We start from the raw sequence: 26,250 nt of genomic DNA, 5'->3' as shown, positions 1-26,250 counted from the left end.
GGAGCGTTGTTAAATCGTCCCTGCTTTTTTCCAGCTCAAGTACCGGGTGACCAACTCGGGGCCCAACGCCTCGGGTTGCCCATCCACTACCGGTACTCCGTGGGCGATCAAGCGCTCATGGAGTGCTGCGCGCGAATTCAGGTATTCGACCGTCCCGCAATAGGCCAACGCCTCTGACAAAGTTTGCACCGGCAATAGTCGCGTCGTATCCAGGACGCTCTCACGCAAGCTTGCGACCAACACCTGGTGCTGCTTGCTCAAGCGCTTGACGGCAGTCAGCAGTTCATCATCGTCTTCATCGCGCAGGTTGGTGACCAGCAGCACCAGCGCCCGCCGTTTCTGCCGGGACAGCAGTTGGCTGGCAGCGGCTTGATAATCGGCGCTGCGTTGAGTGCTGTTCAGATCGTAGACCGAGTTGAGCACCACGTTGAGCTGGCCAGCGCCTTTCACCGGGGCGAGGAAGCGCGGATGATCACTGGCAAAGGTGCAGAGGCCTACCGCATCCCCTTGGCGCAGCGCGACGTAGCTCAACAACAGGCAGGCATTGAGCGCATGATCGAAATGCGCCAGCTCGCCGTCCTGGCTGCGCATGCGTCGACCGCAATCGAGCATGAAGATGATCTGTTGGTCACGCTCGTCCTGGTACTCCCGGGCAATGGGTGTGCGTTGGCGGGCAGTGGCTTTCCAGTCGATCTGGCGCAGGCTGTCGCCTTCGCGAAATTCCCTTAGCTGATGAAACTCCAGGCCCAGGCCACGTCGTTGGCGCTGGCGAACACCGAGTTGGCTGAGCCAGTTGTCCACCGCCAACAGTTGGCCGCCGTAGAGTCGGGCGAAGTCGGGATAGATGCGGGTGCTGTCAATCACGCTCAGCAGGCGTTTGCCGTGCCATAGCCCCAATGGGCTGGGCAGGCTGATTTCGCAGTTCTCGAAGCTGAAGTGGCCGCGCTTGAGCGGGCGCAGGCGATAATCGATGTCACTGTGCTGGCCGGGTTGAAGTTCCACCGACAGCGGCAGGTTTTCGAAGCTCAGGCCGTCGGGTACGTGGTCGTAGACCTGGATGTTCAGTGGCAGGGGAAAGTCGTGCTCGACTTGCAGTCGCACGACGCTCCAACGGCCGAGGGCCAGGCTGCCGGGCAGTTGACGTTGTACCCGGGGCGACGGCAGGCGGTTGAGACGGATGGCGTCGATTATTGCCAGGGCCAAGAGAGCCAGGAGCAAGCCCCAGTTGATCGAGAACAGCGTTGATGGAACCGCGATGTCCAATGCGTGCAATGTGCCCAGAATGAGACCGATGCCCAGCAAGGTCGCAAGCCAGGCCAGTAGCAGGCGCGAGGGTTTCACAGCCGTGGCGCCGGTACTTGGTCGAGCAGTTGCCGCAACACCTGATCGACGTCCAGCCCTTCGATATCCAGTTCCGGCGCTATGCGCACACGATGGCGCAGAACGGCCAGGGCGCAGCCTTTTATGTCGTCAGGGATCACAAACTCGCCACCGCGCAACAACGCCCGCGCCCTTGCGCAGCGCACCAGCGCAATGGATGCACGAGGCCCGGCACCGAGGGTCAGGCCGGGCCAACTGCGGGTGGTGCGAGCCAGGCGTACGGCGTAGTCGAGGACCTGGTCGTCCAGCGGCAAATCGCTGGCAATGCGCTGCAAGGCCAGGACCTCCCTGGCTTGCAGCACCGTGCGCAGCGGTTGGACATCGAGCATGTCGGCCCGGGTCGAGCGGCTGACCTGGCGCACCATGTCCAACTCCTGCTCCACGTCAGGGTAGTCCATGCGCACCTTGAGCATGAAGCGATCGAGTTCGGCTTCCGGCAACGGGTAAGTGCCTTCCTGTTCGATGGGGTTTTGCGTGGCGAGCACCATGAATGGCTGCGCGATGGGCAGGGCGCGGCCTTCGAGGGTGACTTGGCGTTCCTGCATGGCTTCGAGCAGTGCGGCCTGGGTTTTTGCCGGGGCCCGGTTGATCTCGTCGGCGAGCAACAGGTTGGTGAACAACGGTCCCTTGCGCAGCTTGAATTGCTCGGTCTGCATGTCGTACACCGCATGCCCGGTGACATCGCTTGGCATCAGGTCCGGCGTGAACTGGATACGCGCGAATTCGCCGCCGAAACAACGTGCCAGCGCCCTGACCAACAGCGTCTTGCCCAGCCCCGGCACGCCTTCGAGCAATACGTGGCCGCCAGCGAGCAGGGCGGTGAGAACGTCGTCGATGACGGTGTCCTGGCCGATCACGGCTTTTTGCAATTCATGGCGCACCGCCTGGGCCAACTGGCAGGCACGCTGGCGTTGCCGGATGGCGTGGTCGATTGCATCGGGCTCGATCGGTTGACTCATAACGCATTCCTCAAGGTTTGCAGGTGGGCGACCTGGCGGCTGAATTCAGCACTGGAAAACCGCTGTTTCGACCGCGGGCCCATGGCTTGGCTGATCGCGTCTGCGGGCTGGCCGCTCAGACGGGCGAGCACCCGCCATTGTTCGGCGACATCGAGTTGTTCATAGCCAGGATGACGATGTCTCACGCGGCGCAGTATGTCTTGCTGCAAGGCCTGCAACAGGCTGTCCTGGCCGTTGTGTCGCAACATGAAATCGGCGCTGGCGCGCAGGTGTTCCTGCAATTGGCGGCGAGCTTTGGTTTGCGGTTGCAGCAGTGGCCCATGGCGCACGCCGAAGTGCCAGCAACCCAGGCCGATCAGGGCGGCCAAGGCGACCAACGCCTGGGGGAAATGGCGTAGCAGCAGTGTCAGCAGGCTGTCGTGCTCGGTATTGAACAGCAGGGTCACGCTGGTATCGGCGGTCAGGTACCAGAGCAGCCAGGCGTTGTCGTATTGATCGATGGCCGGGGTTTTCCACAGGTCGGCGTCGGTCACCACAATGATCGAGCCAAGCCCGTGGTTCAGTTGCATCATATGGGTTGCCTTGGCACTGTTGGCCCAGGCCTTGGCGAGGTTTTTCGGGTCTTCGAGATGGAACGTGGTATCGAAGCCGGCGTAGGCCGGTGCGTCTTCATCTTCCAGATAGAGTTTGGTCAGTTGCGGGTAGGGATCATCCGGGGTGTCGGGCGGTGGGTCCTTGAGGTCTTTGCTCAGCGACTGTTGCAGTTGCACCCGATCCAGCAACAGGTCATTGCTTTGCCCGGTCTTTTCATCCCACAGCGACTGGGCTACGAACAGCAGGCGCCCGCCGGCTTGGGTCCAGTCCAGCAACTGATCGATCTGCCTGGGCGTCATGTTGTAGCGATCGCCTAGCAACAACAGGCTGTGATGCTGCGGCGCCAGGGTTGGCAGGATATCGAGGCTGTTGGCATGGCTGACACTCAGGCCCTGCTTGCGCAAAAAAAACTCGGCGGCCAGGTACGGGTTGACCAGGGCTTCAGGCGCCGGGCCATGGTCGATTTCGACCGGATAGGGCGTTGCCTTCAGGTACAGATAAATCATCAACACGGCCAGCAGGACAGCGGTCATCGTGCTGATGAATGGCCAGGCGCGCCGGTTCAATGGGGGATTCCCGAGTCAAATACGCCACGCCAGCCGTTACACAGTTCGCGCTGTACATGCGCGGGTGGCAATTGGTGCCCATAGGCCATGTTTTGCCAGTGCACGATCAGGTCTTTGCTGAAGGCCAGCAGGGCCGGTTGCTGTAGTTGTTCGATGCGTTCAAGCACCTGGCCTTCGGTGTCGGCGGCTTTGAGTGGCATGTCGAAATCGTGCAAGAGGCGGCTGAGCAGGGCGCGATAGAGCAAGCCAAGCGCTGCACGCGGGTTGTTCTGCCAGAGGCTTTCGGCACTGGAGGCGATGTCGCAGGGCAGGGTCTCGCGGCTGAGGTCAAGACCAAATACCTGAGGGGCAGGCGGGTGGGGGGCTTTTTTAGCGGGACGCGGTCGACGGCTGACGAATGCCTGCAACCCCTCACGGTAGTACCAGATCAAGCCCCCGATGGCGGTGATCACGGCTGCCCACAGCACAACTTCGATCAGCGTGGCCAACGCGCCGAAGTCTCGGTTGTCAAACATCTGGAGCAGCGCCTTTAGCCATTGGGGTGTGTGGTCTTCATTCGCGCCTTGGTCCGCGGCCTGGTTTTCGCCGAATCGATAGCGGGTGACGGTTTCCCTGTTCTTGAACGGAGGCTGGTCGAGGATGGCCTTGATGCTGTCCCTGGACCCCTGGCTGGTCAGTGGTTGCTGCAGCATGCGCGGACTGTCGGGCGTCGCAATGGCCGACTCGGACGCCCAGGCGATAGGGGCGATCGGCAGCAGCAAGGTCGCCGTCAGTAACAGGGCAAGGGTCGCTCCGCTCAAACGATGGGACAGGCTGCGAAACACCAGCTCGATATCCCAGGCTTCGAGTGCGGTGCGTCGGTTCAGGTACAGACTGAAGCCAGCGGCCACGTAGATCGGTTCCCAAATCACCAGCACCAGGACGTAGAAGCCGTTGGACAGGTGTTCCAGCCAGTGCCAGTCCTGCGTCGCGGCGCTGATCAGCGACTGCCAGCTCCAGTCGAGGGCGACCTGTTGTGGCAACAGCAGATAGAACAGCACCATCAAACCGATCCATAACGCGCCTTCCAGGTGCGCACCTATCACGGTCAGCCAGCGTGCAGCGCTGGCGTCACGCTGCAACAACACTTGCAACCGCTGTTGGCGCGCATCACCGCTCAGGCCTTCGAGCTGTAACACGGGCAGCGTGAAGCTGCGACTCAGGCTCAGGCGTCGCCAGGTCAGGCTGGCCAGCAGTTGTGGCTTGAGCAACCGTGGCCACTGGTAAAGCGCCTGTTTGAGGGTGGGCGTTTCTGCAAAAATGGCTTTGGAAAGGATGTACAAGGGCAAGCGTTCAAACGCCGGTTTCAGCCACCAGAAGATGAACACGGCCAAGGTCGGCGAATCCCACAGCAACCAGGTGAGCAGCGCGAAAACCGGCAAGGTGACAATCGCCCAACTGCTCATCAGCAGGCGCCGGTGGCGCTGGCTCAACAACACGCCGAGGTCCATTGCTTCCCAGGTCGGTCTTGGGCGAATGACCACGGTGGTGTCACTCAGGCGCATGGTGCGTCCGTCCGGCGAATATCAAGTAAATCGCCACCAGCACCCACAGGGCCGCACCGACCAGGTATTTGGTCAGGGGTGCCGGTGTCGTCATCGACGACCAGTAGGCTTCTATAAATGCCGCAATCAGCAGAAATAACATGACGCCGCAAATCAGCAGAACGCTCTTGCGGGCCGCCAGGCGCAAGGCTTCGGCGCGGGGCAGGCGACCCGGTGCAATCAACGCCCAACCCAGTTGCAGGCCTGCGGCACCCGCCAGTGCAATGGCCGTCAACTCAAATGCACCGTGACCGACCACGAATGACCAGAAGCTTTGCCCGTAGCCGATATGCGTCAGGTGTCCGGCTACCGCGCCGATCATCAAGCCGTTGAAGACCAGGAAGAATGCGCTGCCCAGGCCGAACAGCAATCCGCTGGCGTAGGTCTGAAAGGCGATTCCGATGTTGTGCATGATGTAGTAGCCGAACATCGCCCAATCTTCACTGGCCGCGCGCTCCATCGAGCGTCCCAGGTGACCGGCATCGGGGTCGTACATGCTTTGCATGTCGCTGACCTGATCGGCTGGAATCAGGTTGTAGACCAGTTCCGGAAACAGATAAACCAGGCCTGCCATTGCGATCAGGCTGCCGAAAAACATCAGGCTGGCAGCGAGCACGAAGCGCCATTGTTCACGTACCAGCCGGGGGAAGCCCGCCAGGATGAAACCCAGTGCATGGGCTCCAAAATGGCTGCGATGTCGATAAAGCTGCTGATGCCCACGTAACACCTGTTGCTGCAATGAGTCATTCAGGAAACTGCTGTAACCGCGCTCGCGGGCCAGCGCCAGGTGTTGGCAGATGCGCCGATAATCGGCCAGGAAATTGTCGGCCCCTTTGGCTTTGCTGTCCCGCTCCAGCCTGTCCAGCAGGAGGGAGAACTGCTCCCATTCAGCCATATGTCGATGTTCGAAAAGGCTTTGTTTCATGTCGGACCCAACAAACCGTGGGCAATGCCGTTGAGTTCGGCCACGGCGCGGGAAGCCGGAACCTGCAAGGGGCGCGCGAGTATCGAGGCGAGCTCATTGACCCTGGCATCGGACAGTCCGGCCTGGCGTTCGGCAAAACCGAGGATGGCACGTTGCTCGGTCAGTGTCAGGGCAAAAGGAGGACGACGGGGTTGCGAGGGTGGGAGTTGGGGACGGGTAAGCGGCTGCTCGCGGTAGACCACCAGCGTGCCGGCGGCCAGGTCACCGAGGCGCTTGAAATTGGGGTGTTGCAGGCAACTGATAGCGCCGAGAAAGTAGCCAAACGGCAACATGTCGACAAATCGCAGCAGGTTGCGCAACAGTGACGCGGACCAGTCGATAGGCGTGCCATCGTCCTGTATGACCCGAAGACCCATCCATTGTTTGCCCGGTGAGCGCCCCTGGTTGAAGACTTCGAACAGCACCATGTACCACCAGCTTACGCCGAAGAGCAGGATCGAACCCAGCCCCGCACCGAGTTTTCCGAGCATTGCCAAAGCAATGAACATCAGGCCCAGGATCAACCCGCGTATCGCCAGGTCGATGGAAAACGCCAGTGCGCGCACCATCAAGCCGGCCGGTCGCAGCGGCAAGTCTATGCCTTCGGGCGTTTCCACCTGATACCGCGTGTCCAGTGGTGGTGGCAGCGTTGCTTTCCGTGGCAGTGCTGTGGTGTCGAGCATGGGCAACCTGATGCTGTGGCCTGATCGGTTTGTCTCTTCACCGGATGCTAGCAGCCTCGCCGGAAAAAACGACATAACTATGTATTGCATATTGCGTGGCCAGGGATGATTCAATGGCACGATTGCTGGCCGGAGCGGGACGGGAACGCCTAGACTTCGCCAATCTTCAGTTCAGGAATAGCCCGTGACCTCCATCTTCTGGTACGACTACGAAACGACGGGTATCAATCCCCGTTGCGACCGCCCGCTGCAAATGGCGGGGTTGCGTACTGACTTCGAGCTCAATGAAGTCGACGAGCCTGTCAATCTCTTTTGCCGGCCCAGCGACGACATCCTGCCGCATCCCGCGGCTTGCGCAATCACCGGCATCACGCCCGCCCAACTGGCCGAGGACGGGTTGAGCGAAGCCGACTTCATGACCCGGGTGCATGCCCAACTGGCGGCGCCGGGTACTTGCGGCGCCGGGTACAACACCTTGCGCTTCGACGATGAGATGACCCGCTACAGCCTGTACCGCAATTTTTTCGACCCTTATGCACGGGAATGGCAGGGTGGTAACAGTCGCTGGGACCTGATCGATGTCGTTCGCGCAGCCTATGCCTTGCGCCCCGATGGCCTTGTCTGGCCGACAGACGAAGAAGGGCGAGTGACACTCAAGCTCGAACGCCTGACCGCCGCTAACGGGATCGATCATGGCAGCGCCCACGAAGCGCTGTCGGACGTTCGCGCCACGATTGCCCTGGCGCGCCTGATCCGGGAAAAACAGCCGAAGTTGTATGACTGGTTGTTTCAGCTTCGCAGTAAACAAAAGGTGCTGGACCAGGTGCGCTTGCTGCAACCGATGGTGCATGTTTCAGGGCGCTTTTCTGCGGCGCGCAACTATGTCGGCGTAGTGTTGCCCTTGGCCTGGCACCCACGCAATAAGAACGCACTGATTGTTTGCGACCTGCACCTCGACCCGCAGGGTTTGCTCGATCTCGATGCCGAAACCTTGCGCCAGCGTTTGTATACCCGCCGAGACGAGCTGACAGAAGGTGAATTACCCGTACCGCTCAAGCTTATCCACATCAATAAATGCCCCGTGGTCGCGCCTTTATCGGTTCTTCGTCCCGCAGATCAGTTGCGCTTGGGGATGGATGTTGCGCTCTATCAGCAACGTGCACTGCGGCTAAGTGACGCGCAGCAGGATTGGCAAGCTAAAGTTCTGGCGATTTATGCCCGGGAAGATTTTTCCTCGAGCGAGGATCCTGAGCAACAGTTATACAACGGATTTATCGGGGACCGTGATCGGCGTTTATGCGAGCAAGTCAGAACAGCCGACCCGCTGCAATTGGCGCAACAGCAATGGCCTTTCGATGATGAACGTTTGCCAGAGCTATTGTTTCGATATCGAGCACGTAACTTTCCCGATACCTTGAATCTCGACGAGCAAGAACGCTGGCGAATATTCTGTCAGAAACGTCTATCAGTCCCTGAATGGGGCGCGCCAAATACCCTGGATAGTTTTACAGAGGCGGCAGCCCAGTTGGCCCTTACAGCGACATCGTTGCAGCAGGCGGTTCTCAATGATTGGCGGGAATATGTTCAGGGTCTTCGCAATCGTTTGAATCTTTGAAATCGAAAATGCCCCGGGGCTAAACTCCGGGCATAAAAAAACGCCAGCGTATGCTGGCGTTTTTTTTGTCGCAATCGATCCGCGACAAGCGCGTGAGCTTAGCCCAGCAGGGTAGCCCAGCCTTCAACCACGTCACCGCCCCACTTGGCTTTCCACTCTTTCAGAGTTTTGTGGTTGCCACCTTTGGTCTCGATGACTTCGCCGTTGTGCGGGTTTTTGTATTGTTTAACTTTGCGAGCACGCTTGGTGCCAGTAGTTTTTACTGCACCGCCACGTGGCGCTTTGGTTTTGGCTTCTGGATCCAGCAGCGCGATGATGTCGCGCAGGGATTTGGAATATTCGCCCATCAGGGTGCGCAGTTTGCCTTCGAATTCCAGCTCAGTCTGCAGTTTGTCGTCTTGGGACAGATTCTTCAAACGGGCTTGCAGCTCTTTGATAGCTTCTTCGGTGGCGCGATATTCGTTGATCAAGGACATGATTACTACCTTATGTAGGGCGCTGGATGGCAGGTGACAGTGCGGCAATAATAGTCAGGCTGTTTCATCAAGTAAACATTAAACCTGAGTTTATTTAATTAAATTCCAGTGAGTTCAGCGCACATTGGAGGCGCAGTTAAATAACTCGCCACCTGTGCTACAGATATTTACAAATCAGTGCTGGTCGATAGCCAATTAGGGGCGTTCGCCTGGTGCTGCGCGAACGTTGGCGCAGGCCATTGGGGAAGGCGGCGTGTCATCAATACTGCAGTTTTGCTGCACAATCGCTAGAATGCCCGCCTTTGCGAAGTTCTGGAGTTTCCCCCTCATGCGCACTTTTCGGCTGGTGATTTCTTGCCCGGACCGCGTCGGCATCGTTGCCAAAGTCAGTAACTTTCTGGCGTCACATAACGGCTGGATCACTGAAGCGAGCCACCACTCGGACAATCTCAGTGGTTGGTTCTTCATGCGTCACGAAATTCGTGCCGACTCGCTGCCTTTCGGGATCGAAGCCTTGCGCGAAGCCTTTGCGCCGATTGCCGAAGAGTTTTCGATGGACTGGCGTATTACCGATACCGAGCAGAAAAAGCGCGTCGTGTTGATGGCCAGCCGCGAGTCTCACTGCCTCGCCGACTTGCTGCATCGCTGGCACAGCGATGAACTGGATTGTGAAATCGCCTGCGTGATTTCCAACCACGACGACCTGCGCAGCATGGTCGAATGGCACGGCATTCCCTACTACCACGTACCGGTTAATCCCCAGGACAAGGAGCCGGCATTTGCCGAGGTCTCGCGCCTGGTCAAGCAGCATGATGCTGAAGTGGTCGTATTGGCCCGCTACATGCAAATCCTGCCGCCTGAGCTGTGCCGGGAATATGCGCACAAGGTCATCAACATCCACCACAGCTTCCTGCCGTCGTTCGTCGGCGCCAAGCCTTACCACCAGGCTTCCCTTCGAGGGGTAAAGCTGATTGGCGCTACTTGCCACTATGTGACTGAAGAGCTGGACGCCGGCCCGATCATCGAGCAGGACGTGGTGCGTGTCAGCCACAGCGACAGCATCGAAGACATGGTGCGCTTCGGTCGAGATGTCGAGAAAATGGTGCTGGCCCGTGGCCTGCGTTACCACCTGGAAGACCGGGTACTGGTACACGGCAACAAAACCGTGGTGTTTTGACCGCTGCACGACAGGGTTGAAATTCGAAGGGCCTGGGCGTTCAATCGCACAGGCCCTTCGCCGTTTCTGCACCGAGGACATGAGCATGGCCGATCCACTGGACAAAGCCACCTCGAAGGCACCCGCCACCTTGGGTGAGGGTTGCTTGAGTCGGTACGACCCCGATGAACTGAGCCCTGAAGATGGCACGGAGTTTTCGGGGGCTGCCGAGTTGTGGGAAGCGTTGCAGCTAGAGCCTGGGCCTACGGATACACGTTCTTCATAAGCTTCTTGAGCAATGGTCGGCCCAGCATCAGTAAAAACACCGGTCCACCCACCAGCAAATAAAAGTAATAGGTCACTGCCCGCCAGATCAGAATGGCGGCCGCCGCCGTGGATTTACCCACCATGGGCGCCAACAGTGCCGCTGACGTCAGTTCAGCCGCCCCCGCACCGCCTGGCAACAGGCTGAACTGCCCCGCACTCAATGAAACCATCTGGATCAGGAAGCTCCAGGCCCACTGCAAGTCCGCGCCGAGCCCGCGCAGCGCCAGGTACAACACGCTGTAACGCAAGATCCAATGCACGCACGTCAAGCCAAACACGGTGATCAATGTCTGCGGGGGTAACTTCAGGGTGTCGGTAAACGCCGCCAGGAAGTGCAGGAGTTTGCGTGCCCAACGCATGCGGGTCGAGGGCTCGACGTTGAGGCGTGCCAGCAGTCGGCCCCCCATACGGATTACCAGGCGGTGATAGCGCGCCACCACCACGCAACTGACCAGCCCACCAAACATCGAGAGGGCACTGATGATCAGCAACCACGCCATGTGCTGGCTGAGATGCTGGAACAGGGCGTAAATCAGAATGCCGGTCAATGCGCAGAGAAAAAACAATAGATCGCTCAATTGGTCCATGGCAAACACGGCGCTGCCCCTGGCCGGTCGCACGCCATTGCGCGCCAGCAAGGCCATGATGGTCAGCGGCCCGCCGCTGCCTCCCGGCGTGGCGCAATAGGCAAATTCGGCGGCCATCACCACGCCAAGGCTCTTGACCGGGCTGACCTTGTCGCGCTGATCTCCCAGCAACAGGCGCAATCGCAGGGTATTGACCACCCAGCACAGCAAGATCATGCCGAGCATGACCAGCAAGCTGCTCAGTGGAAAGTCATTAAGCCGTGACCAGGTTTCGCTGCCGCCCAGGAGCCAGGGAATCAGTAACGCGGCAAGTAGACCGATGCACAGCAGGATCGAGCGGCTCATGCCGCACGCCCCATGCGCTGGCTTTGCAGGGCCAGCCAACGGGTCTTGGTCATGGGTACGCGGCCCTCATCGAGCAGGCGCTTGAGGGTTTGCAGCCAGTACGTACGCGAGAACTCATGACGCATGTCCACCGGGTGCAGGCCCAATCGAATTACCGGCGCCGATCGCCAGCGCTGTTCGAGTTGCTGGCTGACCAGTTTCGATACGCCACGCCGCCAGGCACTGCGCGCACTCCAGACCAGTCCGGGGGCATCGATTGCAGTGAAATCAGGCAGGCGAAAAAGATGCCGGGCATCACTGGTGTAATCCAGCGGTAATTGGCGCAAGGCCTGGCGCGTGCCTTCGCTCATCAACCAGGCGGGAGCGACGAAACCCTGGAGCGGCCAATTGTTCCGTTGGAACATTTCAATGCCGGCGTGCAAGCGGTTGAGGGCGGCTTCGCGAGACAAACTGTAGAACTCGCCTTCATGGGTGTAGATCCGGCGCATGAACCAGTCATGGGGGTTGCTCGCCTTCGGCGCGTCATCGCAGTGAAAATAACCGTGCAGCACCAGTTCATCGCCGCGCTCGAGCCGTGCGCCGAGCTGACGACAAAATTGCGGTTGGGCTCGCAAGTCGTAGTGTTTGTGGAAATCCGGCACAACAAGCCAGGTGATCGGCACGCTGCCAAGCGCGTCGACGGCTTCGACAAAGGGCTGGTAATCGGCCCAGGTGGGTGGCGCGACATCGTGCAGTACCAGCAGCAGGCTCGGGGCGCTCATAGATTCAACCATTGGCGGCTCGCGGCCATTGACTGCCGAGGACGGCGTGATAATGGCCGAGCAGGCTGTTGACCACTGCGTCCCAGGCGTAATACCGCTCGACATGGCGTCGGGCTTGCTGGCCGAGGGCTACGCTGCCCTGGCTGAACAGTTCGCGCACGGCGTTGGCCATGGCCAACGGATCGTTGGGGGCGCACAAGACGCCACATTGATCGGTGATGATTTCCTCAAAGGCGCCAGCAGCCACCGCCACGACGGGTATACCGCAGGCCATGGCTTCGAGGGTCACCAGGCCAAAGGTTTCCTGGTCACCGGCATGCAGCAACGCGTCGGCACTGGCCATCAGGCGGGCGACTTGGGTGGCAGGGCGGAACCCGTCGATGACCGTGACGTTTCCCGGCACAGAGGTCGGCATCGACGAACCGACCAGCAGCAAGTGATAGCGTCGGCCCAGGCGCTTCATGCATTCGAGCAGCACCGGCAGGTTTTTCTCCTTGGAACCGCGCCCCGCGAAGATCAATAGATGAGTGTTTTCGTCAAGGCCCAGGTCGGCCCGAAGGTCGCTGTCCCGTGCATCGGGATGAAACACCTGGAGATCGACCCCCAGGGGCTGCACGAAAACGTTCTTCACCCCAAGGCCGGTCAGTTTATCGGCCATGACCCTGCTCGGTGCCAGTACCCGGTCGAAGTTTCCGTAGAGCTTGCTGACATAGGCCTCGACGTTTGGCGTGACCCAATTGCCCATTCTATTGCGGGCTAGCAGTGGCAGGTCGGAGTGATAAAAGCCGATGACGGGCACATCCAGTTGGCGACGGGCGTCCAGGGCCGCCCAGGCGGTGAGGTAGGGGTCGCCGACTTCAATCAAATCGGGGTGCAGATCCTGCAGGACATTGCGCCAGGGCGCGAGACGCAGAGGGAAGCGATAGCCTTTGCCGAAAGGCAGGGCGGGAGCCGGAACCGTATAGATGCCATCCTGTTCGCTGAGAACGGCCCCCGGTATCAATACGCTGTGGCGGATACCGGGCCTGGTGCACAGGCGATGATGCTTGGCATCCAGATAAGTGCGTACGCCACCGCTGGCAGGGGCGTAGAACATGGTTATGTCAGCGATATGCACGATGAACATTCCTCCAGTCCGTTGTTCTCCTTGGTTGACCTTAATGAAGAATAGTTGTTCGGTCAGGATTTGGCGGGGATGGGGAGGGGCTGGAGAGGGGGGTGGTGTATGGACGGATTGGTGTCAGGGTATTTCTCCTCGCGGGCGAGTCGGATCGCCGCCCGCGAAGAGGCCAGCTAAAACGCTAGATGCGGAAGCTGCCTACCAACTGCTTCAATCGCGCTGCCTGTTGCTCAAGGTCCGTACATGCGCGCAATGTTGACTGCAGGTTTTCCACACCTTCCTGGTTCAGGGTGTTGATTTCGGTGATGTCGACATTGATCGACTCGACCACGGCGGTCTGCTCCTCGGTGGCGGTTGCCACCGACTGGTTCATGCCGTCGATTTCGCCGATGCGTTGCGTCACGCTGCTCAGGCGCTCGCCAGCCAGGTTGGCAATTTCCACGCTGTCCTGACTGTGGCGCTGACTGTCGCTCATCGTGCTAACCGACTCGCGGGCGCCGACCTGCAGCTCTTCGATCATGGTCTGAACCTGCTGTGCCGATTCCTGGGTGCGATGCGCCAGGTTTCGCACTTCATCGGCCACCACGGCAAATCCACGCCCGGCTTCACCGGCCCGTGCCGCTTCGATGGCGGCATTGAGCGCCAGCAGGTTGGTTTGCTGGGAAATGCTGGTGATGACCTCAAGAATCTGACCAATGTTCACGGTTTTGCTGTTGAGCGATTCGATGTTGCTGCTCGAGGCGCTGAGCATGTTCGACAGTTGATTCATGGCGGCAATGCTGCGGTCTACCACTTGCTGGCCATCTTCGGCCAGGTTGCGGGCATCGCTGGCCTGGCTCGACGCTTGCGCGGCATTGCGGGCGATTTCCTGGGCGGCGGCACCGAGCTGGTTGATCGCCGCTGCCACGCTGCTGGTGCGCGACGCTTGCTGGTCGGAGTTGTACATCGACGAGTTCGAGGCGGCGACCACGCGTAATGCCACTTCGTTGACCTGGCCGGTGGCCGAGGACACTTCGCGGATCGATCCGTGGATTCGTTCCACGAAACGGTTGAAAGCGGTGCCGAGGTTACCGAACTCGTCGTTGTTCTGGATCACCAGGCGTTTGGTCAGGTCGCCTTCGCCGTCGGCGATGTCGGCCATGGCCCGGGTCATGACGTGCAGCGGCTGAATCAACAGGCGGATCAGCATGCCCAGCAGGGCGATGATGATGGCGACGGCGATCACCGTGGCAATCACTGCCGAGGTGCGGAACTCGCTGAGCATCGAGAAGGCCTTGTCCTTGTCCACCGACAGGCCGATGTACCAATTGACCGACGGCAGGCCCTTGATCGGAGTAAAGGTGACGATGCGGGTCTTGCCGTCGACCACGATTTCACTGAAGTCGCGGCTGATGCGCGGGGTATTTTGCGGGTATGCCTCGCCCAGGGACTTCATGACCAGGGCTTTGTCCGGGTGGACCAGGATCTTGCCGTCGGCGCTGACCAGAAATGCGTAGCCCATGCCGTCGAAATCCCGGGCGCTGAGGGTATCGATCAAGGTTTGCAGGCTGAGGTCGCCGCCCACTACGCCAACGCCTTGCCCGGCTTTCGTCGAGGCCGTGGCCAGGGAAATGATCGTTTGCCCGGTCGCTGCATCGACATAGGGTTCGGTCAGGGTCGGCGTGCTGCTGTTTTGCGCACCCTTGTACCAAGGACGAACCCGAGGGTCGAAACCGTCCGGCATCTTCGCATCCGGACGGATGGTGAAGTGCCCGGAAGCGTCGCCTAGGTAGGACGCCATGAACGTCGACGTCAGAGCTTTCTGTTCCAGCAGGGCGGCGACGTTGGCTTGTTCCGGGTTGATGGCAATGTTTTGCGAGAGGTTCTCGATCAGCAGGATACGGCCGGTCAGCCAGGTCTGGATATTGCTGGCGGTGACGTCGCCCATCTCGTTGAGATAGTTGCCCAGGTCTTCGCGGATGGCATTGCGCTGTAAATAGTCGTTATACAGGGTAAATGAGGCGAAAGTCGCAATGACGATAAGGGCGGCGGCAAGCAGGATTTTGTGGCTGAAGCGTAGATTTTTGTTCATGGCTTGGGGTTCCGCTAAGGTCTTAATGCCCAGCGCGTGCTTTTATAAAGGAACGCACGATGGGCAATGTTGAAAGCAAGTGATATTTCCGTCGCTCCTTAAGGGAAATGTCCGACAGATTTGTGTCTGTCTGCTTTGTCGATATTTCTATCGGCTGTGTAGGACCAAAGATTAACCATGGGTGACCAAATGCCTGATTCATTGCAACTTGTTATCGGCGCCGATCTCGCGGGCCAGCCGATCGCCCAGGCCATGCGCCTGGCGAACCGTCACGGATTGATCGCAGGCGCTACCGGGACCGGCAAGACCGTCACGTTGCAACGTCTGGCCGAAGCCTTCAGCGATGCCGGCGTGGCGGTCTTTGCCGCCGACATCAAGGGTGACCTGTGCGGCCTGGGCGCTGCCGGCAACCCCCAGGGCAAGATCGCCGAGCGTATTGCCGGCATGCCGTGGCTGAACCACAAGCCTGCGGCCTATCCGGTGACCTTGTGGGACATTCACGGTCAGTCCGGTCATCCTTTACGCACGACGTTGAGCGAAATGGGGCCGTTGCTCCTCGGCAGCCTGCTGGAATTGACCGACAGCCAGCAGTCGGCGCTGTATGCCGCGTTCAAGGTGGCCGACCGCGAAGGCTTGTTGCTGCTGGATCTGAAGGATCTCAAGGCGCTGCTCAATCACCTCAAGGACCACCCCGAACTGCTGGGGGATGACGCGGCGCTGATGACCACCGGCTCCAGCCAGGCCCTGCTACGACGCCTGGCAACCCTGGAACAGCAGGGCGCTGAGGCGCTGTTTGGTGAGCCGGCGCTGCAACTGGAGGATATTCTGCAACCGACCGCCGATGGCCGCGGGCGCATCCATCTGCTCGATGCCAGTCGCCTGGTGCATGAAGCCCCCAAGGTCTACGCGACGTTCCTGTTGTGGCTGCTGGCGGAACTGTTCGAGCAACTGCCGGAACGTGGCGATGCGGACAAACCGTTGCTGGCGCTGTTTTTCGACGAGGCGCATTTGTTGTTCGCCGGCACGCCCAAGGCGCTGCAGGATCGACTGGAACAAGTGGTGCGGCTGATTCGATCCAAAGGGGTGGGGGTGTATTTCGTCACCCAGTCACCGGGCGACTTGCCCGATGACGTGTTGGCACAGCTGGGCCTGCGCATCCAGCACGGCTTGCGCGCGTTCACCGCCAAGGAGCAGAAATCACTGCGAGCGGTGGCCGATGGCTTCCGACCGAATCCGGCGTTCGACGCCCTGTCGGTGCTGACCGAGCTGGGTATCGGCGAGGCACTGGTGGGCACCTTGCAGGACAAGGGCACACCGGAAATGGTCCAGCGCGTGCTGGTGGCTCCACCGCAATCACGCATCGGGCCGCTGACGGAAACGGAGCGCACGCTGCTGATAGCCGGTTCGCCGTGCAAGGGGCGGTATGACAAGCCGATCGATCGCGAATCAGCCTATGAAATACTGATGGGCCGCAAGGGACTGGCCCCCGAACCTGAGGCTGCGCCAGCAAAACCGACGGCGCAGGAGCCGAGCTTCACCGAGCAGGCCGGAGAGTTTCTCGGCACGGCGGCGGGACAGGCACTGAAATCAGCGATGCGACAGGCGGCTAATCAGCTGGGACGGCAATTGGTGCGCGGGTTGATGGGGTCATTGTTGGGCGGCAGCAAACGCCGCTAACTGTGGGAGCGAGCCTGCTCGCGAATCCGATGTTACATTCAACATTTATGTCGACTGAAGCACCGCTTTCGCGAGCAGGCTCGCTCCCACAGGGGTTCTATGTCATGCCCTGGACTTGGCGTGCGCCGCCAGGCGCTCCAGCGCCGCCCGCAGATTTGGATCGCTGATGCCGTCGGCCGTGGCCTGGATGGTCGCGGCCGCATCATTGGATAAATCCATGGTATGCCCGGTCGCCCCTTGTTGAACGGTAGGCGGCTGGACCTTGAAGAGGATTCGCGTGAGGCTGGCGAACTCATCGAACATCTGCAGTTGCCGCTGCAGGCGTTTTTGCTGGTAGCGCAGGCGGGTGGCCCAATGACCATCGGTGACAATGAGCAACAAACTGCCTTCGCGCCAGGACGCCACGTGGCAATGCGCGCGCGCGGCGGGTTGCAGCTGGCTCTCGAGCAAGCGTTGCAAATGACCCAGGCGTTGAGCATGGCCTAGAATGGCCTTGAGCGGCTTGGCTTCGCGAAGCAGGACGGCGGGTGCTCTGGCCGTAAGAGGGCGAAATGCCATGATCAGACACCTGAAGTAACAGAGCCGCCATGGTAGCAGAAAGCACCGGATGCGCCCGCCCCATTGCTTTGCGCGCGCTTTACCCATTAAATCAACCAGTAACTTCTGCCGTGAATGGCTTGAAGTTCAGCGATTTGCCCTTATTTTAAATGAGCCCCGTCACAACGCTGTGCCAGCATCGTGGAGTAACGCCACTTTCCTCACCACCGTTTCCGGGTAGAATGCTCGTTCGCATGCGGCCATGAGGGCTGCTCGGGCGACTCACGGGGCCGCCCTCCATCCCTTTAGTGTGGAAGATCCTGCCGATATGTTTGCGCCTTTGTTAAAAAAACTTTTTGGAAGCAAGAACGAGCGTGAAGTCAAACGCATGCTCAAGACGGTGCAACTCGTCAATGCCTTCGAAGAGCGAATGGTGGCCCTTTCGGACGATCAATTGCGTGCCAAGACAGACGAGTTCAAGGCCCGCTTCGCCAAAGGGGAAACCCTCGACCAGCTTCTGCCGGAAGCCTTCGCGGTTGCCCGTGAAGCCGGCAAGCGCGTCATGGGTATGCGCCACTTCGATGTCCAACTGATCGGTGGCATGACCTTGCATGAAGGCAAGATCGCCGAGATGCGTACCGGTGAAGGCAAGACCCTGGTGGCAACACTGGGTGTTTACCTCAACGCATTGTCCGGCAAGGGCGTGCACGTTGTGACGGTGAACGATTACCTGGCCCGTCGTGACGCCAACTGGATGCGCCCGCTCTACGAATTCCTCGGCTTGACGGTCGGCGTGGTCACGCCATTCCAGCCGCCGGAAGAGAAGCGCCTGGCCTATGCCGCCGACATCACCTATGGCACCAACAACGAGTTCGGTTTCGACTACCTGCGCGACAACATGGCGTTCAGCATGGAAGAAAAATTCCAGCGCGAACTCAATTTTGCCGTGATCGACGAAGTCGACTCCATCCTCATCGACGAAGCCCGTACCCCGCTGATCATTTCCGGTCAGGCCGAGGACAGCTCCAAGCTGTATATCGAGATCAACAAACTGATCCCGCAGTTGGAGTTGCACGTCGAAGAAGTCGAAGGCGAAGTCACCAAGGCCGGTCACTACACCGTTGACGAGAAGACCCGCCAGGTCGAGCTCAACGAAGCCGGTCACCAGTTCGTCGAAGACGCGCTCACCCGCCTTGGCCTGCTGGCGGAAGGCGAGAGCCTGTATTCGGCGCACAACCTGGCCCTGCTGACCCACGTTTATGCCGGTCTGCGTGCGCACAAACTGTTCCATCGCAACGTTGAATACATCGTGCAGGACGGCCAGGTCGTACTGGTTGACGAACACACCGGTCGCACCATGCCCGGTCGCCGTCTGTCCGAAGGCCTGCACCAGGCCATCGAAGCCAAGGAAAACCTGAACATCCAGGCCGAAAGCCAGACGCTGGCCTCGACCACCTTCCAGAACTACTTCCGTCTGTACAACAAACTGTCCGGCATGACAGGTACGGCCGACACCGAGGCGTTCGAGTTCCATCAGATCTATGGCTTGCAGGTCATCGTCATTCCGACGAACAAGCCGCTGGCCCGTAAAGACTACAACGACCTGGTGTTCCTGACCGCCGACGAGAAATATGCGGCAATCGTCACTGACATCAAGGAAAGCATGGCCGCGGGCCGTCCGGTGCTGGTGGGTACTGCGACCATCGAAACCTCCGAGCGCATGTCCGACCTGCTCAACAAGGAAGGCATCGAGCACAAGGTCCTGAACGCCAAGTTCCACGAAAAAGAAGCCGAGATCATCGCCCAGGCCGGTCGCCCGGGTGCACTGACCATCGCCACCAACATGGCCGGTCGCGGTACCGACATCCTGTTGGGCGGCAACTGGGAAGTGGAAGTGGCCTCGCTGGAAAACCCGACGCCTGAGCAGATTGCCCAGATCAAGGCGGACTGGCAGAAACGTCACCAGCAAGTGCTCGAGTCGGGTGGTTTGCAGGTGATCGCGTCCGAGCGTCACGAATCGCGCCGTATCGACAACCAATTGCGTGGTCGTGCCGGTCGTCAGGGTGACGCCGGTTCCAGTCGTTTCTACCTGTCGCTGGAAGACAGCCTGATGCGCATCTTCGCCTCTGATCGGGTGAAGAACTTCATGAAGGCCCTGGGCATGCAGCCTGGCGAAGCGATTGAGCACCGCATGGTGACCAACGCCATCGAAAAGGCCCAGCGCAAGGTTGAAGGTCGCAACTTCGATATTCGCAAGCAACTGCTCGAGTTCGACGACGTCAACAACGAACAGCGTAAAGTGATCTATCACATGCGTAACACGTTGCTGGCTGCCGACAACATCGGTGAAACCATTGCTGACTTCCGCCAGGACGTACTCAACGCTACCGTCAGCGCGCACATTCCACCGCAATCGCTGCCAGAGCAGTGGGACGTGGCGGGTCTGGAAGCGGCCCTGGAAAGCGATTTCGGTGTGAAGCTGCCGATCCAGCAGTGGCTCGACGAAGACGATCACCTGTACGAGGAAACCCTGCGCGAGAAGCTGATGCAGGAGCTGATCGCCGCGTACAACGAGAAAGAAGACCAGGCGGGCGCGGAAGCGCTGCGCACCTTCGAGAAGCAAATCGTCCTGCGCGTGCTGGATGACCTGTGGAAAGACCACCTGTCGACCATGGATCACCTGCGTCACGGTATCCACTTGCGCGGTTATGCGCAGAAGAACCCGAAGCAAGAGTACAAGCGCGAGTCGTTCACGCTGTTCTCCGAGCTGCTGGATTCGATCAAGCGCGACTCGATCCGTGTGTTGTCACACGTTCAGGTGCGTCGCGAAGATCCGGCCGAGGAAGAGGCGCGCCTGCGCCAGGAAGCCGAGGCACTGGCGGCGCGCATGCAGTTCCTGCATGAAGAGGCTCCGAGCCTGGAGCAGCCGGAGCAGTTGGGTGAAGAGGTCGATGTGGCCCTCGCCACCGCCCCGGTTCGCAACGAGCAGAAGCTGGGCCGTAACGAACTGTGCTACTGCGGTTCGGGCAAGAAGTTCAAGCATTGCCACGGGCAGATCCAGTAACCCCCGTTTCATACGCTGAAATACCCGCGCCGCGACCGGCTCATGCCGTCGCGGCGTTTTGCCATTTTTACCATCGCTTTTGCTGAAGCGGTGCAGACATCATTTATAAAGGAGCGCATTCATGGCTGTTGGTCTTGGTCCTTTGCCAACGTTGCACCCGGTTGCCGGTTTTGAACTCGGTATCGCCTCGGCCGGTATCAAGCGCCCGGGGCGCAAGGATGTGGTGGTCATGCGTTGTGCCGAAGGCTCGACGGTGGCGGGTGTATTCACCTTGAACGCCTTTTGCGCCGCCCCGGTGATCCTGGCCAAGCAGCGCGTGCAAGGTCCGGTGCGTTACCTGCTGACCAATACTGGCAATGCCAACGCCGGTACCGGTGAACCAGGTTTGGCCGCGGCCGAGCGCACCTGCGCCAAGCTGGCAGAGTTGACCGGCGTAGACGCCAGCCTGGTGCTGCCGTATTCCACTGGTGTGATCGGCGAGCCGCTGCCGGTCGAGAAAATCGAGGGCGCACTGCAAGCTGCCCTCGACGATCTGTCGGAGAACAACTGGGAAGCTGCCGCCACCGGCATCATGACCACCGATACCCTGCCAAAGGGTGCCAGCCGCCAGTTCCAGCACGACGGCGTGACCATCACCGTCACCGGTATCAGCAAGGGCGCGGGCATGATTCGCCCTAACATGGCGACCATGCTCGGCTATATCGCCACCGACGCCAAGGTTGCTCGCGATGTGCTGCAAAACCTGATGCTGGACGGCGCCAACAAGTCGTTCAACCGCATCACCATCGATGGCGACACCTCAACCAACGACTGCTGCATGCTGATCGCCACCGGTCAGGCGGCGTTGCCGGAAATCACCCGTGCCGAAGGCGAGTTGTTCGCCAAGCTCAAGCAGGCGGTATTTGAGGTGTGCATGGAAGTGGCCCAGGCGATCGTTCGCGACGGCGAAGGCGCGACCAAATTCGTTACCGTTGAAGTCAACGGCGGCGGCACTCACCAGGAATGCCTGGACGTTGGCTACACCGTGGCCCACTCGCCATTGATCAAGACTGCGCTGTTCGCTTCCGACCCGAACTGGGGCCGCATCCTCGCGGCTGTTGGTCGTGCCGGCGTGCCGAACCTGGACGTGAGCAAGATCGATGTGTTCCTCGGTGAAGTGTGCATCGCCAGCCGTGGCGCCCGCGCTGCGACCTACACCGAAGCCCAGGGCGCAGCGGTGATGCAGCAGGAAGAAATCACTATTCGTATCGAACTGGGTCGTGGTGATTGCAGCGAAACCATCTGGACCACCGACCTGTCCCACGAGTACGTGAAGATCAACGCCGAGTACCGTACTTAAGACCGAGTCGACCCCATCGCGGGCAAGCCCGCTCCCACAGGTTCCGTGGTACGGCGCGATCACTGTGGGAGCGGGCTTGCCCGCGATGACGGATGACCAGACGCTAAAGAATTTGGCCTGTCCACCTCATCAAAAGGTCCCGAACATGAGCCTCCACCTGATCATCGGCGACAAACTGCTTTCCTCCTGGTCCCTGCGTGGTGCCCTGGCCCTCGATCTGACCGGCGCCACCTATACCGAAGAATTGATCAAGCTGAACCAGCCGGACACCCGCGAACGTCTGCTCAAGCACTCGCCAACCGGCAAGGTCCCGTTGCTCAAGACCGAACACGGCACCATCGCCGACTCCCTGGCGATTGCCGAATACCTGGCGGAACAGTTTCCCGACGCGGGCCTGTGGCCCAAGGATATCGCCGCCCGTGCCCAGGCGCGTTCGGCGTGCGCGCAAATGCACAGTGGATTCTTCGCCATGCGCGGCAACATGCCATTCGACCTGAGTCATGACGCGCCGCTGTCGCCGGTTCCGGCGGATGTGCAGGCAGACATCGAGCGCATGTCGGCGTTGTGGGCTGAATGCCGCTCTGTCGCGACCGAGCCTGGGCCCTACCTGTTCGGTCGCATAAGCCTGGCCGACGTGTTTTTTGCACCCATTGCCGTGCGCCTGCGTACCTATCAGGTCAAGCTGTCGGCAGTCGACGAAGCCTATGTTGAAACCCTCTACCAATGGCCAGCGTTCAAGGCTTGGCAAAAGGCCGGCCTGGAGGAGATCAAGCGGTGAAACGAGTACACGTAGCAGCCGCCGTTATCCGTGATGGCAGCGGCAAGATCCTCATCGCCCGTCGTGCCGATACTCAGCACCAGGGCGGCCTGTGGGAATTTCCCGGTGGCAAGGTCGAGGCCGACGAGTCGGTCGAAAGCGCCTTGGCCCGTGAGCTGCAGGAAGAGCTGGGTATCGTGGTCGGCGCGGCACGCCCGCTGATCAAGGTCCGCCATGATTACCCGGACAAGCAGGTGTTGCTGGATGTCTGGGAAGTCTCGGCGTTCACCGGTGAGCCTCACGGCGCCGAAGGTCAGCCATTGGCTTGGGTGACGGCGCGTGATCTGTCGGGTTACGAGTTCCCTGAGGCCAACCGGCCAATCGTGGCGGCCGCGCGCTTGCCCGAGCAATACCTGATCACGCCTGAAGACCTGGAAACCCCGGCCCTGTTGCGAGGGATCCAGAAAGCCATCGCGGGCGGCATCAAGCTGATCCAGTTGCGCGCACCAAACGGTTACGACCCGAAGTACCGCGATCTGGCTGTGGACGCCGTCGGGCTGTGTGCCGGCAAGGCGCAGCTGATGATCAAGGGGCCGTTCGAGTGGCTGGGAGATTTCCCCTCCGCCGGTTGGCACATCACGTCGGCACAGTTGCGCAAGTACGCGGCTGCCGGTCGTCCGTTGCCGGCATCGCGCTGGTTGGCGGCGTCTTGCCATAACGCTGAAGAGCTGGCGCTGGCCGAGGAGATGGGTGTGGACTTCGTGACCCTGTCGCCGGTGCAGCCGACCTTGACGCATCCGGGCGCTCTACCGCTTGGCTGGGAGCAGGCTTCGAGCTTGATCGAGGGTTTCAGCAGGCCGGTGTTTTTGCTGGGTGGGGTTGGCCCGGCGGAAGTCGAGAAAGCTTGGGCAGCAGGAGCGCAGGGCGTGGCGGGGATTCGGGCGTTCTGGCCTGAGACTTGATTCCCTGGTGTAGCCACTGACCCCTTCGCGAGCCTGCTCGCGAAGGCGGTCTGAAAGGCGACGGCTAAATCTCTGGTTTCACCGCCGGCTGCCACAAAATCTCGGCAACCCCCTGACGCCGGGCAATCAATCTTGCCACCACAAACAACAAATCCGACAGCCGATTGATATAAGCCAATCCCACCCCGCCCAAAGGCTCAACAGCATTCAAATGCTGGCAGTGGCGCTCCGCACTGCGAGCCAGGCTTCTGCACACATGAGCCTGGGCGATCAGCATCGACCCCCCCGGCAGAATGAAATTCTCCAGCGGCCCAAGCTCTTCATTCCACACATCGATCGCCGCTTCCAGTCGTTCGATTTCCGCGTCGTTCAGTGCCTGATACTCCGGCATGGCCAGTTCACCGCCGAGGTCAAACAATCGGTGCTGGCAGGGCGCCAATACCTCGATCACTTCCTTCAAGCCCGGATGCAGGGCAATTTCTGCCGTCAGTCCAGCCAGTAACACTCCGACCTGACTGTTGAGCGTATCTACCTCGCCAATAGCCTCGATCCGCGGGTGGTCCTTGGGCACACGGCGACCGTCGCCCAGGCCGGTTTCGCCTTTGTCGCCGGTGCGGGTGTAAATCTTCGACAAGCGAAAGCCCATGGTTACCTCGTTAACTGGTTGAGTTCTTGAGAGACGAGCGGGGTGCTCGCCAATGGCAGGCGCAGGGTAAAGCAGGTGCCCTGGCCTTGGGTCGATTGCACTTCCATCTGGCCCTTGTGGTTGTTGGTGATGATGAAATACGAGACCGACAGGCCAAGGCCGGTACCCTGACCGACTTCCTTGGTGGTGAAAAACGGTTCGAAGATGCGCTTGCGCACGCTTTCGCTCATGCCGATGCCGTTGTCTTCGACCTGGATCTCCGCCCACGGCGGATTCAGCTTGGTGCGCAGGATGATGCGCCCTGGTTCGCTGTCGTCTTCACGCTGGTGAATGGCTTGAGCGGCGTTTTTCAGCAGGTTGAGCAGCACCTGTTCCAGCTCGTTGGCGGTACCGGGCACTGGCCCCAGCGCCGGGTCGAACTGGCGAATGATCGCCTGGCCCTTGAAGTCGAAACCAATCGCCAGGTCGAAGTCGTTTCCGGCGATTTCCACCGCCTGGTCGATCAGCGCTGGCAGATCGCACGGGGCCATTTGGCGGGTACTGCGCCGACTGAAGCTAAGCATGTGCGTGACGATCTTCGCCGCCCGGGCGCCGGCCTGCTGGATGCCGTCGAGCAGTTGTGGCACTTCGCGTGCTTGCAGGTACTGGTTGACGGTCGACAGCTCGACACCGATCTGCTCGGCCTGTTCCAGGTTCTTGGGCAGTTCAGGGGACAGTCGGCGGCGGATATTCTGCACGTTGTGCAGGATCGCTCCGAGCGGGTTGTTGATTTCGTGGGCCATGCCGGCGGCGAGGCCACCGACGGAAAGCATTTTCTCTGACTGCACCATCATTTCTTCAAGGGACAGGCGCTGGGTAATGTCGTCGATGCGGATCACCACGCCGCGTCCGGCACCGCCCATCAACGGATAGAAGGTCAGGGCGTAGTGGCGGGGCTCATCGTCCTTGACCCAGGTCACGCGCTCGATCTTGGCCACCGTGTGTTGCTCGACGGTTTGCTTGAGCTGCGGCAGGAACGGCTTGAGCGGTTCGAAGGCGAGGAAGATCGGCTGGTTCAAGGCTTCGTCCAGGCGTGTACCGGAAAGGGCGCTGGCTTCCTGGTTCCACTGCGTTACGTAAAGCTGTTCGTCGAGGGCGATCAGCGCCGATGGCATGGAGTCGATGATGCTGTTGAGGTAATTCTGGAAACCCGTGAGTTTTTTCTCGATCTTGCTCCGTACCTGGACTTCGAGTTCCAGCTTGCGATTGGTGTGGCGGGTTTCTTCGGCCAGTCCCTGGGCCTGGTCATACGCGGCCTGGGAGTCATCGCGGGCGCGTTTGAGTTGCTGTTCCCGGGCTTCGATCCGCGAGAGCATGGTGTTGAACGCCTCGGCCAGGCTGCCGATTTCATCGTGATTGCCCCGGGAGGCGCGCAGGGCGTAGTTCTCTTCCCGGGTCACTTGGCGGGAGAGCTCCTCCAGCTGATGAATCGGCCGGGTAATCAGGCGTTTGATCTGTCGCGCGATGACCAGCCACAGCAGCACGCTGAAAATCAGGATTCCCAGGCTGGCGGTCAGGGTCCCGGTATAGAACGCCATGGGCAGCTCGCTACTGGCCACCAGCAGCAAGTGGCCGGGTGCGGTGCCGGGGCGGGGCAGGGTGATGACCTGGTTACTGCGAAACTCGGTGACTTGCCAGGATTCGATGTTCCGGTAATGCTTGGGCAGGCTCAGGTGATCGCCATGTTGCAACTGCGCCAGGCGCTCGCCCTTGCCGTCATACAGGGCTGCAGCGCGCAGTGGTGAATAGCTGTCGAGCTCATCGAGCAGGCGCTGGGCGCTTTGCGGCGATTGCAGTGCCTCAGATACCAGGCTCGGGTTGGAGACCAGTCGGCCGATGGTCTGCAGGGCCTGGGGCGCCATGCTTTCCTGGGAAATGTAGTAAGCGGCGCTGATAAAGGTCAGGTTCGCAACCAGCAGTACAGTGGTCAACAGCACCAACAGGGCGGCCAGCAGTTTCTGGCCGACAGGGAGGTTTTCAAGACGCTGGCGCAATGGCATCAGGTTTATCGCTGCAAGGGAACAAGTGGCCAGCGTAGCCGC

General features: G+C 60.2%; 22 protein-coding genes and 1 pseudogene. 8 read left to right on the top strand and 15 right to left on the bottom strand.

All coding sequences use genetic code 11. From position 1 onward, the window contains the following. Positions 1–9 precede the first annotated feature (9 nt). From HGP31_RS25105 to HGP31_RS25080, 6 genes are read right to left on the bottom strand one after another with little or no spacing between them, the layout of a single operon-like run. Entirely contained in the window at positions 10–1,341 is a 1,332-nt protein-coding gene (locus tag HGP31_RS25105) for a DUF58 domain-containing protein (protein ID WP_083349685.1), read from the bottom strand. Then, the gene (locus HGP31_RS25100; RefSeq protein ID WP_020797870.1) at positions 1,338–2,339 is read right to left on the bottom strand and encodes an AAA family ATPase; all 1,002 of its coding nucleotides are present in this window, start codon (positions 2,337–2,339) and stop codon (positions 1,338–1,340) included. The genes HGP31_RS25105 and HGP31_RS25100 overlap by 4 nt, the downstream gene beginning before the upstream one ends. Continuing rightward, positions 2,336–3,499, bottom strand: coding sequence for a DUF4350 domain-containing protein (locus tag HGP31_RS25095; protein ID WP_420850676.1), 1,164 nt, complete (start codon positions 3,497–3,499; stop codon positions 2,336–2,338). Before HGP31_RS25095 ends, HGP31_RS25100 begins: the two co-directional genes overlap by 4 nt. Next, positions 3,496–5,043, bottom strand: a complete 1,548-nt coding sequence (locus HGP31_RS25090) for a DUF4129 domain-containing protein (protein ID WP_168758860.1) — start codon at positions 5,041–5,043, stop codon at positions 3,496–3,498. The genes HGP31_RS25095 and HGP31_RS25090 overlap by 4 nt, the downstream gene beginning before the upstream one ends. After that, entirely contained in the window at positions 5,030–6,007 is a 978-nt protein-coding gene (locus HGP31_RS25085) for a stage II sporulation protein M (protein ID WP_020797873.1), read from the bottom strand. Before HGP31_RS25085 ends, HGP31_RS25090 begins: the two co-directional genes overlap by 14 nt. Then, a complete protein-coding gene (locus HGP31_RS25080) occupies positions 6,004–6,729 on the bottom strand; it encodes an RDD family protein (protein ID WP_168758859.1) in 726 nt (241 codons plus the stop codon). The genes HGP31_RS25085 and HGP31_RS25080 overlap by 4 nt, the downstream gene beginning before the upstream one ends. A 184-nt stretch (positions 6,730–6,913) precedes the next feature. On the opposite strand from HGP31_RS25080, the gene sbcB reads away from it, so the two are divergent. Beyond that, positions 6,914–8,344 (top strand): exodeoxyribonuclease I, encoded by a 1,431-nt coding sequence (gene sbcB / locus HGP31_RS25075; RefSeq protein ID WP_033045366.1) that lies wholly within the window; start codon positions 6,914–6,916, stop codon positions 8,342–8,344. 98 nt (positions 8,345–8,442) lie between these two features. On the opposite strand, the gene mvaT is transcribed toward sbcB, so the two are convergent. Next, on the bottom strand, positions 8,443–8,820 hold the full coding sequence (mvaT, locus tag HGP31_RS25070) for a histone-like nucleoid-structuring protein MvaT (RefSeq protein ID WP_008058684.1): 378 nt from the start codon (positions 8,818–8,820) through the stop codon (positions 8,443–8,445). 328 nt (positions 8,821–9,148) lie between these two features. Here mvaT and purU point away from each other — a divergent pair, with 328 nt between their 5' ends. Together purU and HGP31_RS30665 are read left to right on the top strand one after the other, a co-directional pair. Then, positions 9,149–9,997 (top strand): formyltetrahydrofolate deformylase, encoded by an 849-nt coding sequence (gene purU, locus HGP31_RS25065; RefSeq protein WP_020797876.1) that lies wholly within the window; start codon positions 9,149–9,151, stop codon positions 9,995–9,997. Between the two features lie 85 nt (positions 9,998–10,082). Next, positions 10,083–10,262: a hypothetical protein gene (locus HGP31_RS30665; protein WP_020797877.1), complete on the top strand. Its 180-nt coding sequence runs from the start codon at positions 10,083–10,085 to the stop codon at positions 10,260–10,262. On the opposite strand, the gene HGP31_RS25060 is transcribed toward HGP31_RS30665, so the two are convergent. The 5 genes and pseudogenes from HGP31_RS25060 to HGP31_RS31050 all read right to left on the bottom strand — a co-directional run. After that, positions 10,240–11,235 (bottom strand): glucosaminyl phosphatidylglycerol flippase, encoded by a 996-nt coding sequence (locus HGP31_RS25060; RefSeq protein ID WP_020797878.1) that lies wholly within the window; start codon positions 11,233–11,235, stop codon positions 10,240–10,242. The genes HGP31_RS30665 and HGP31_RS25060 overlap by 23 nt on opposite strands. Next, on the bottom strand, positions 11,232–12,008 hold the full coding sequence (locus HGP31_RS25055) for an N-acetylglucosaminyl phosphatidylglycerol deacetylase (RefSeq protein WP_033039762.1): 777 nt from the start codon (positions 12,006–12,008) through the stop codon (positions 11,232–11,234). Before HGP31_RS25055 ends, HGP31_RS25060 begins: the two co-directional genes overlap by 4 nt. After that, a complete protein-coding gene (locus HGP31_RS25050; RefSeq protein WP_020797880.1) occupies positions 12,001–13,122 on the bottom strand; it encodes an N-acetylglucosaminyl phosphatidylglycerol synthase in 1,122 nt (373 codons plus the stop codon). Before HGP31_RS25050 ends, HGP31_RS25055 begins: the two co-directional genes overlap by 8 nt. Before the next feature lie 175 nt (positions 13,123–13,297). After that, positions 13,298–14,062, bottom strand: coding sequence for a methyl-accepting chemotaxis protein (locus HGP31_RS31055; protein ID WP_371106612.1), 765 nt, complete (start codon positions 14,060–14,062; stop codon positions 13,298–13,300). A gap of 93 nt (positions 14,063–14,155) precedes the next feature. Further along, a pseudogene (locus HGP31_RS31050) lies at positions 14,156–15,187 on the bottom strand (cache domain-containing protein); the annotation flags it as partial. Positions 15,188–15,376: 189 nt separating this feature from the next. Here HGP31_RS31050 and HGP31_RS25040 point away from each other — a divergent pair. Further along, on the top strand, positions 15,377–16,864 hold the full coding sequence (locus HGP31_RS25040; RefSeq protein WP_042955423.1) for a helicase HerA-like domain-containing protein: 1,488 nt from the start codon (positions 15,377–15,379) through the stop codon (positions 16,862–16,864). A gap of 102 nt (positions 16,865–16,966) precedes the next feature. Here HGP31_RS25040 and HGP31_RS25035 read toward each other — a convergent pair whose 3' ends face one another. Continuing rightward, a complete protein-coding gene (locus tag HGP31_RS25035) occupies positions 16,967–17,422 on the bottom strand; it encodes a DUF721 domain-containing protein (RefSeq protein WP_020797883.1) in 456 nt (151 codons plus the stop codon). Between the two features lie 307 nt (positions 17,423–17,729). Here HGP31_RS25035 and secA point away from each other — a divergent pair, with 307 nt between their 5' ends. The 4 genes from secA (at position 17,730) to HGP31_RS25015 (ending at position 23,523) form a co-directional block, all read left to right on the top strand. Beyond that, positions 17,730–20,465: a preprotein translocase subunit SecA gene (gene secA / locus HGP31_RS25030; RefSeq protein WP_020797884.1), complete on the top strand. Its 2,736-nt coding sequence runs from the start codon at positions 17,730–17,732 to the stop codon at positions 20,463–20,465. A 121-nt stretch (positions 20,466–20,586) separates the two neighbouring features. Then, positions 20,587–21,804 carry a bifunctional glutamate N-acetyltransferase/amino-acid acetyltransferase ArgJ gene (gene argJ, locus HGP31_RS25025; RefSeq protein ID WP_020797885.1) on the top strand — a complete coding sequence of 406 codons (1,218 nt, stop codon included), beginning with the start codon at positions 20,587–20,589 and terminating at the stop codon, positions 21,802–21,804. 145 nt (positions 21,805–21,949) lie between these two features. After that, entirely contained in the window at positions 21,950–22,582 is a 633-nt protein-coding gene (locus HGP31_RS25020) for a glutathione S-transferase family protein (protein ID WP_033039752.1), read from the top strand. Then, the gene (locus HGP31_RS25015) at positions 22,579–23,523 is read left to right on the top strand and encodes a Nudix family hydrolase (protein WP_020797887.1); all 945 of its coding nucleotides are present in this window, start codon (positions 22,579–22,581) and stop codon (positions 23,521–23,523) included. Before HGP31_RS25020 ends, HGP31_RS25015 begins: the two co-directional genes overlap by 4 nt. 64 nt (positions 23,524–23,587) lie before the next feature. Here HGP31_RS25015 and HGP31_RS25010 read toward each other — a convergent pair whose 3' ends face one another. Beyond that, positions 23,588–24,169, bottom strand: a complete 582-nt coding sequence (locus tag HGP31_RS25010) for a cob(I)yrinic acid a,c-diamide adenosyltransferase (protein ID WP_168758857.1) — start codon at positions 24,167–24,169, stop codon at positions 23,588–23,590. Positions 24,170–24,171: 2 nt separating this feature from the next. Next, positions 24,172–26,208, bottom strand: coding sequence for a HAMP domain-containing sensor histidine kinase (locus HGP31_RS25005; protein ID WP_168758856.1), 2,037 nt, complete (start codon positions 26,206–26,208; stop codon positions 24,172–24,174). Positions 26,209–26,250 lie beyond the last annotated feature (42 nt).

Source organism: Pseudomonas umsongensis (assembly GCF_012647205.1).
Lineage (GTDB): Bacteria > Pseudomonadota > Gammaproteobacteria > Pseudomonadales > Pseudomonadaceae > Aquipseudomonas > Aquipseudomonas umsongensis.
This window is presented reverse-complemented; position numbering and strand designations above follow the sequence as displayed.

Excerpts from the sequence above, each read along its gene's own strand:
- HGP31_RS25100 (WP_020797870.1), bottom strand. The coding sequence starts at position 2,339 with ATGAGTCAACCGATCGAGCCCGATGCAATCGACCACGCCATCCGGCAA.
- HGP31_RS25090 (WP_168758860.1), bottom strand. The coding sequence starts at position 5,043 with ATGCGCCTGAGTGACACCACCGTGGTCATTCGCCCAAGACCGACCTGG.
- HGP31_RS25085 (WP_020797873.1), bottom strand. The coding sequence starts at position 6,007 with ATGAAACAAAGCCTTTTCGAACATCGACATATGGCTGAATGGGAGCAG.
- HGP31_RS25080 (WP_168758859.1), bottom strand. The coding sequence starts at position 6,729 with ATGCTCGACACCACAGCACTGCCACGGAAAGCAACGCTGCCACCACCA.
- mvaT (WP_008058684.1), bottom strand. The coding sequence starts at position 8,820 with ATGTCCTTGATCAACGAATATCGCGCCACCGAAGAAGCTATCAAAGAG.
- purU (WP_020797876.1), top strand. The coding sequence starts at position 9,149 with ATGCGCACTTTTCGGCTGGTGATTTCTTGCCCGGACCGCGTCGGCATC.
- HGP31_RS30665 (WP_020797877.1), top strand. The coding sequence starts at position 10,083 with ATGGCCGATCCACTGGACAAAGCCACCTCGAAGGCACCCGCCACCTTG.
- HGP31_RS25060 (WP_020797878.1), bottom strand. The coding sequence starts at position 11,235 with ATGAGCCGCTCGATCCTGCTGTGCATCGGTCTACTTGCCGCGTTACTG.
- HGP31_RS25055 (WP_033039762.1), bottom strand. The coding sequence starts at position 12,008 with ATGGTTGAATCTATGAGCGCCCCGAGCCTGCTGCTGGTACTGCACGAT.
- HGP31_RS25050 (WP_020797880.1), bottom strand. The coding sequence starts at position 13,122 with ATGTTCATCGTGCATATCGCTGACATAACCATGTTCTACGCCCCTGCC.
- HGP31_RS31055 (WP_371106612.1), bottom strand. The coding sequence starts at position 14,062 with ATGTACAACTCCGACCAGCAAGCGTCGCGCACCAGCAGCGTGGCAGCG.
- HGP31_RS25040 (WP_042955423.1), top strand. The coding sequence starts at position 15,377 with ATGCCTGATTCATTGCAACTTGTTATCGGCGCCGATCTCGCGGGCCAG.
- HGP31_RS25035 (WP_020797883.1), bottom strand. The coding sequence starts at position 17,422 with ATGGCATTTCGCCCTCTTACGGCCAGAGCACCCGCCGTCCTGCTTCGC.
- secA (WP_020797884.1), top strand. The coding sequence starts at position 17,730 with ATGTTTGCGCCTTTGTTAAAAAAACTTTTTGGAAGCAAGAACGAGCGT.
- argJ (WP_020797885.1), top strand. The coding sequence starts at position 20,587 with ATGGCTGTTGGTCTTGGTCCTTTGCCAACGTTGCACCCGGTTGCCGGT.
- HGP31_RS25020 (WP_033039752.1), top strand. The coding sequence starts at position 21,950 with ATGAGCCTCCACCTGATCATCGGCGACAAACTGCTTTCCTCCTGGTCC.
- HGP31_RS25010 (WP_168758857.1), bottom strand. The coding sequence starts at position 24,169 with ATGGGCTTTCGCTTGTCGAAGATTTACACCCGCACCGGCGACAAAGGC.
- HGP31_RS25005 (WP_168758856.1), bottom strand. The coding sequence starts at position 26,208 with ATGCCATTGCGCCAGCGTCTTGAAAACCTCCCTGTCGGCCAGAAACTG.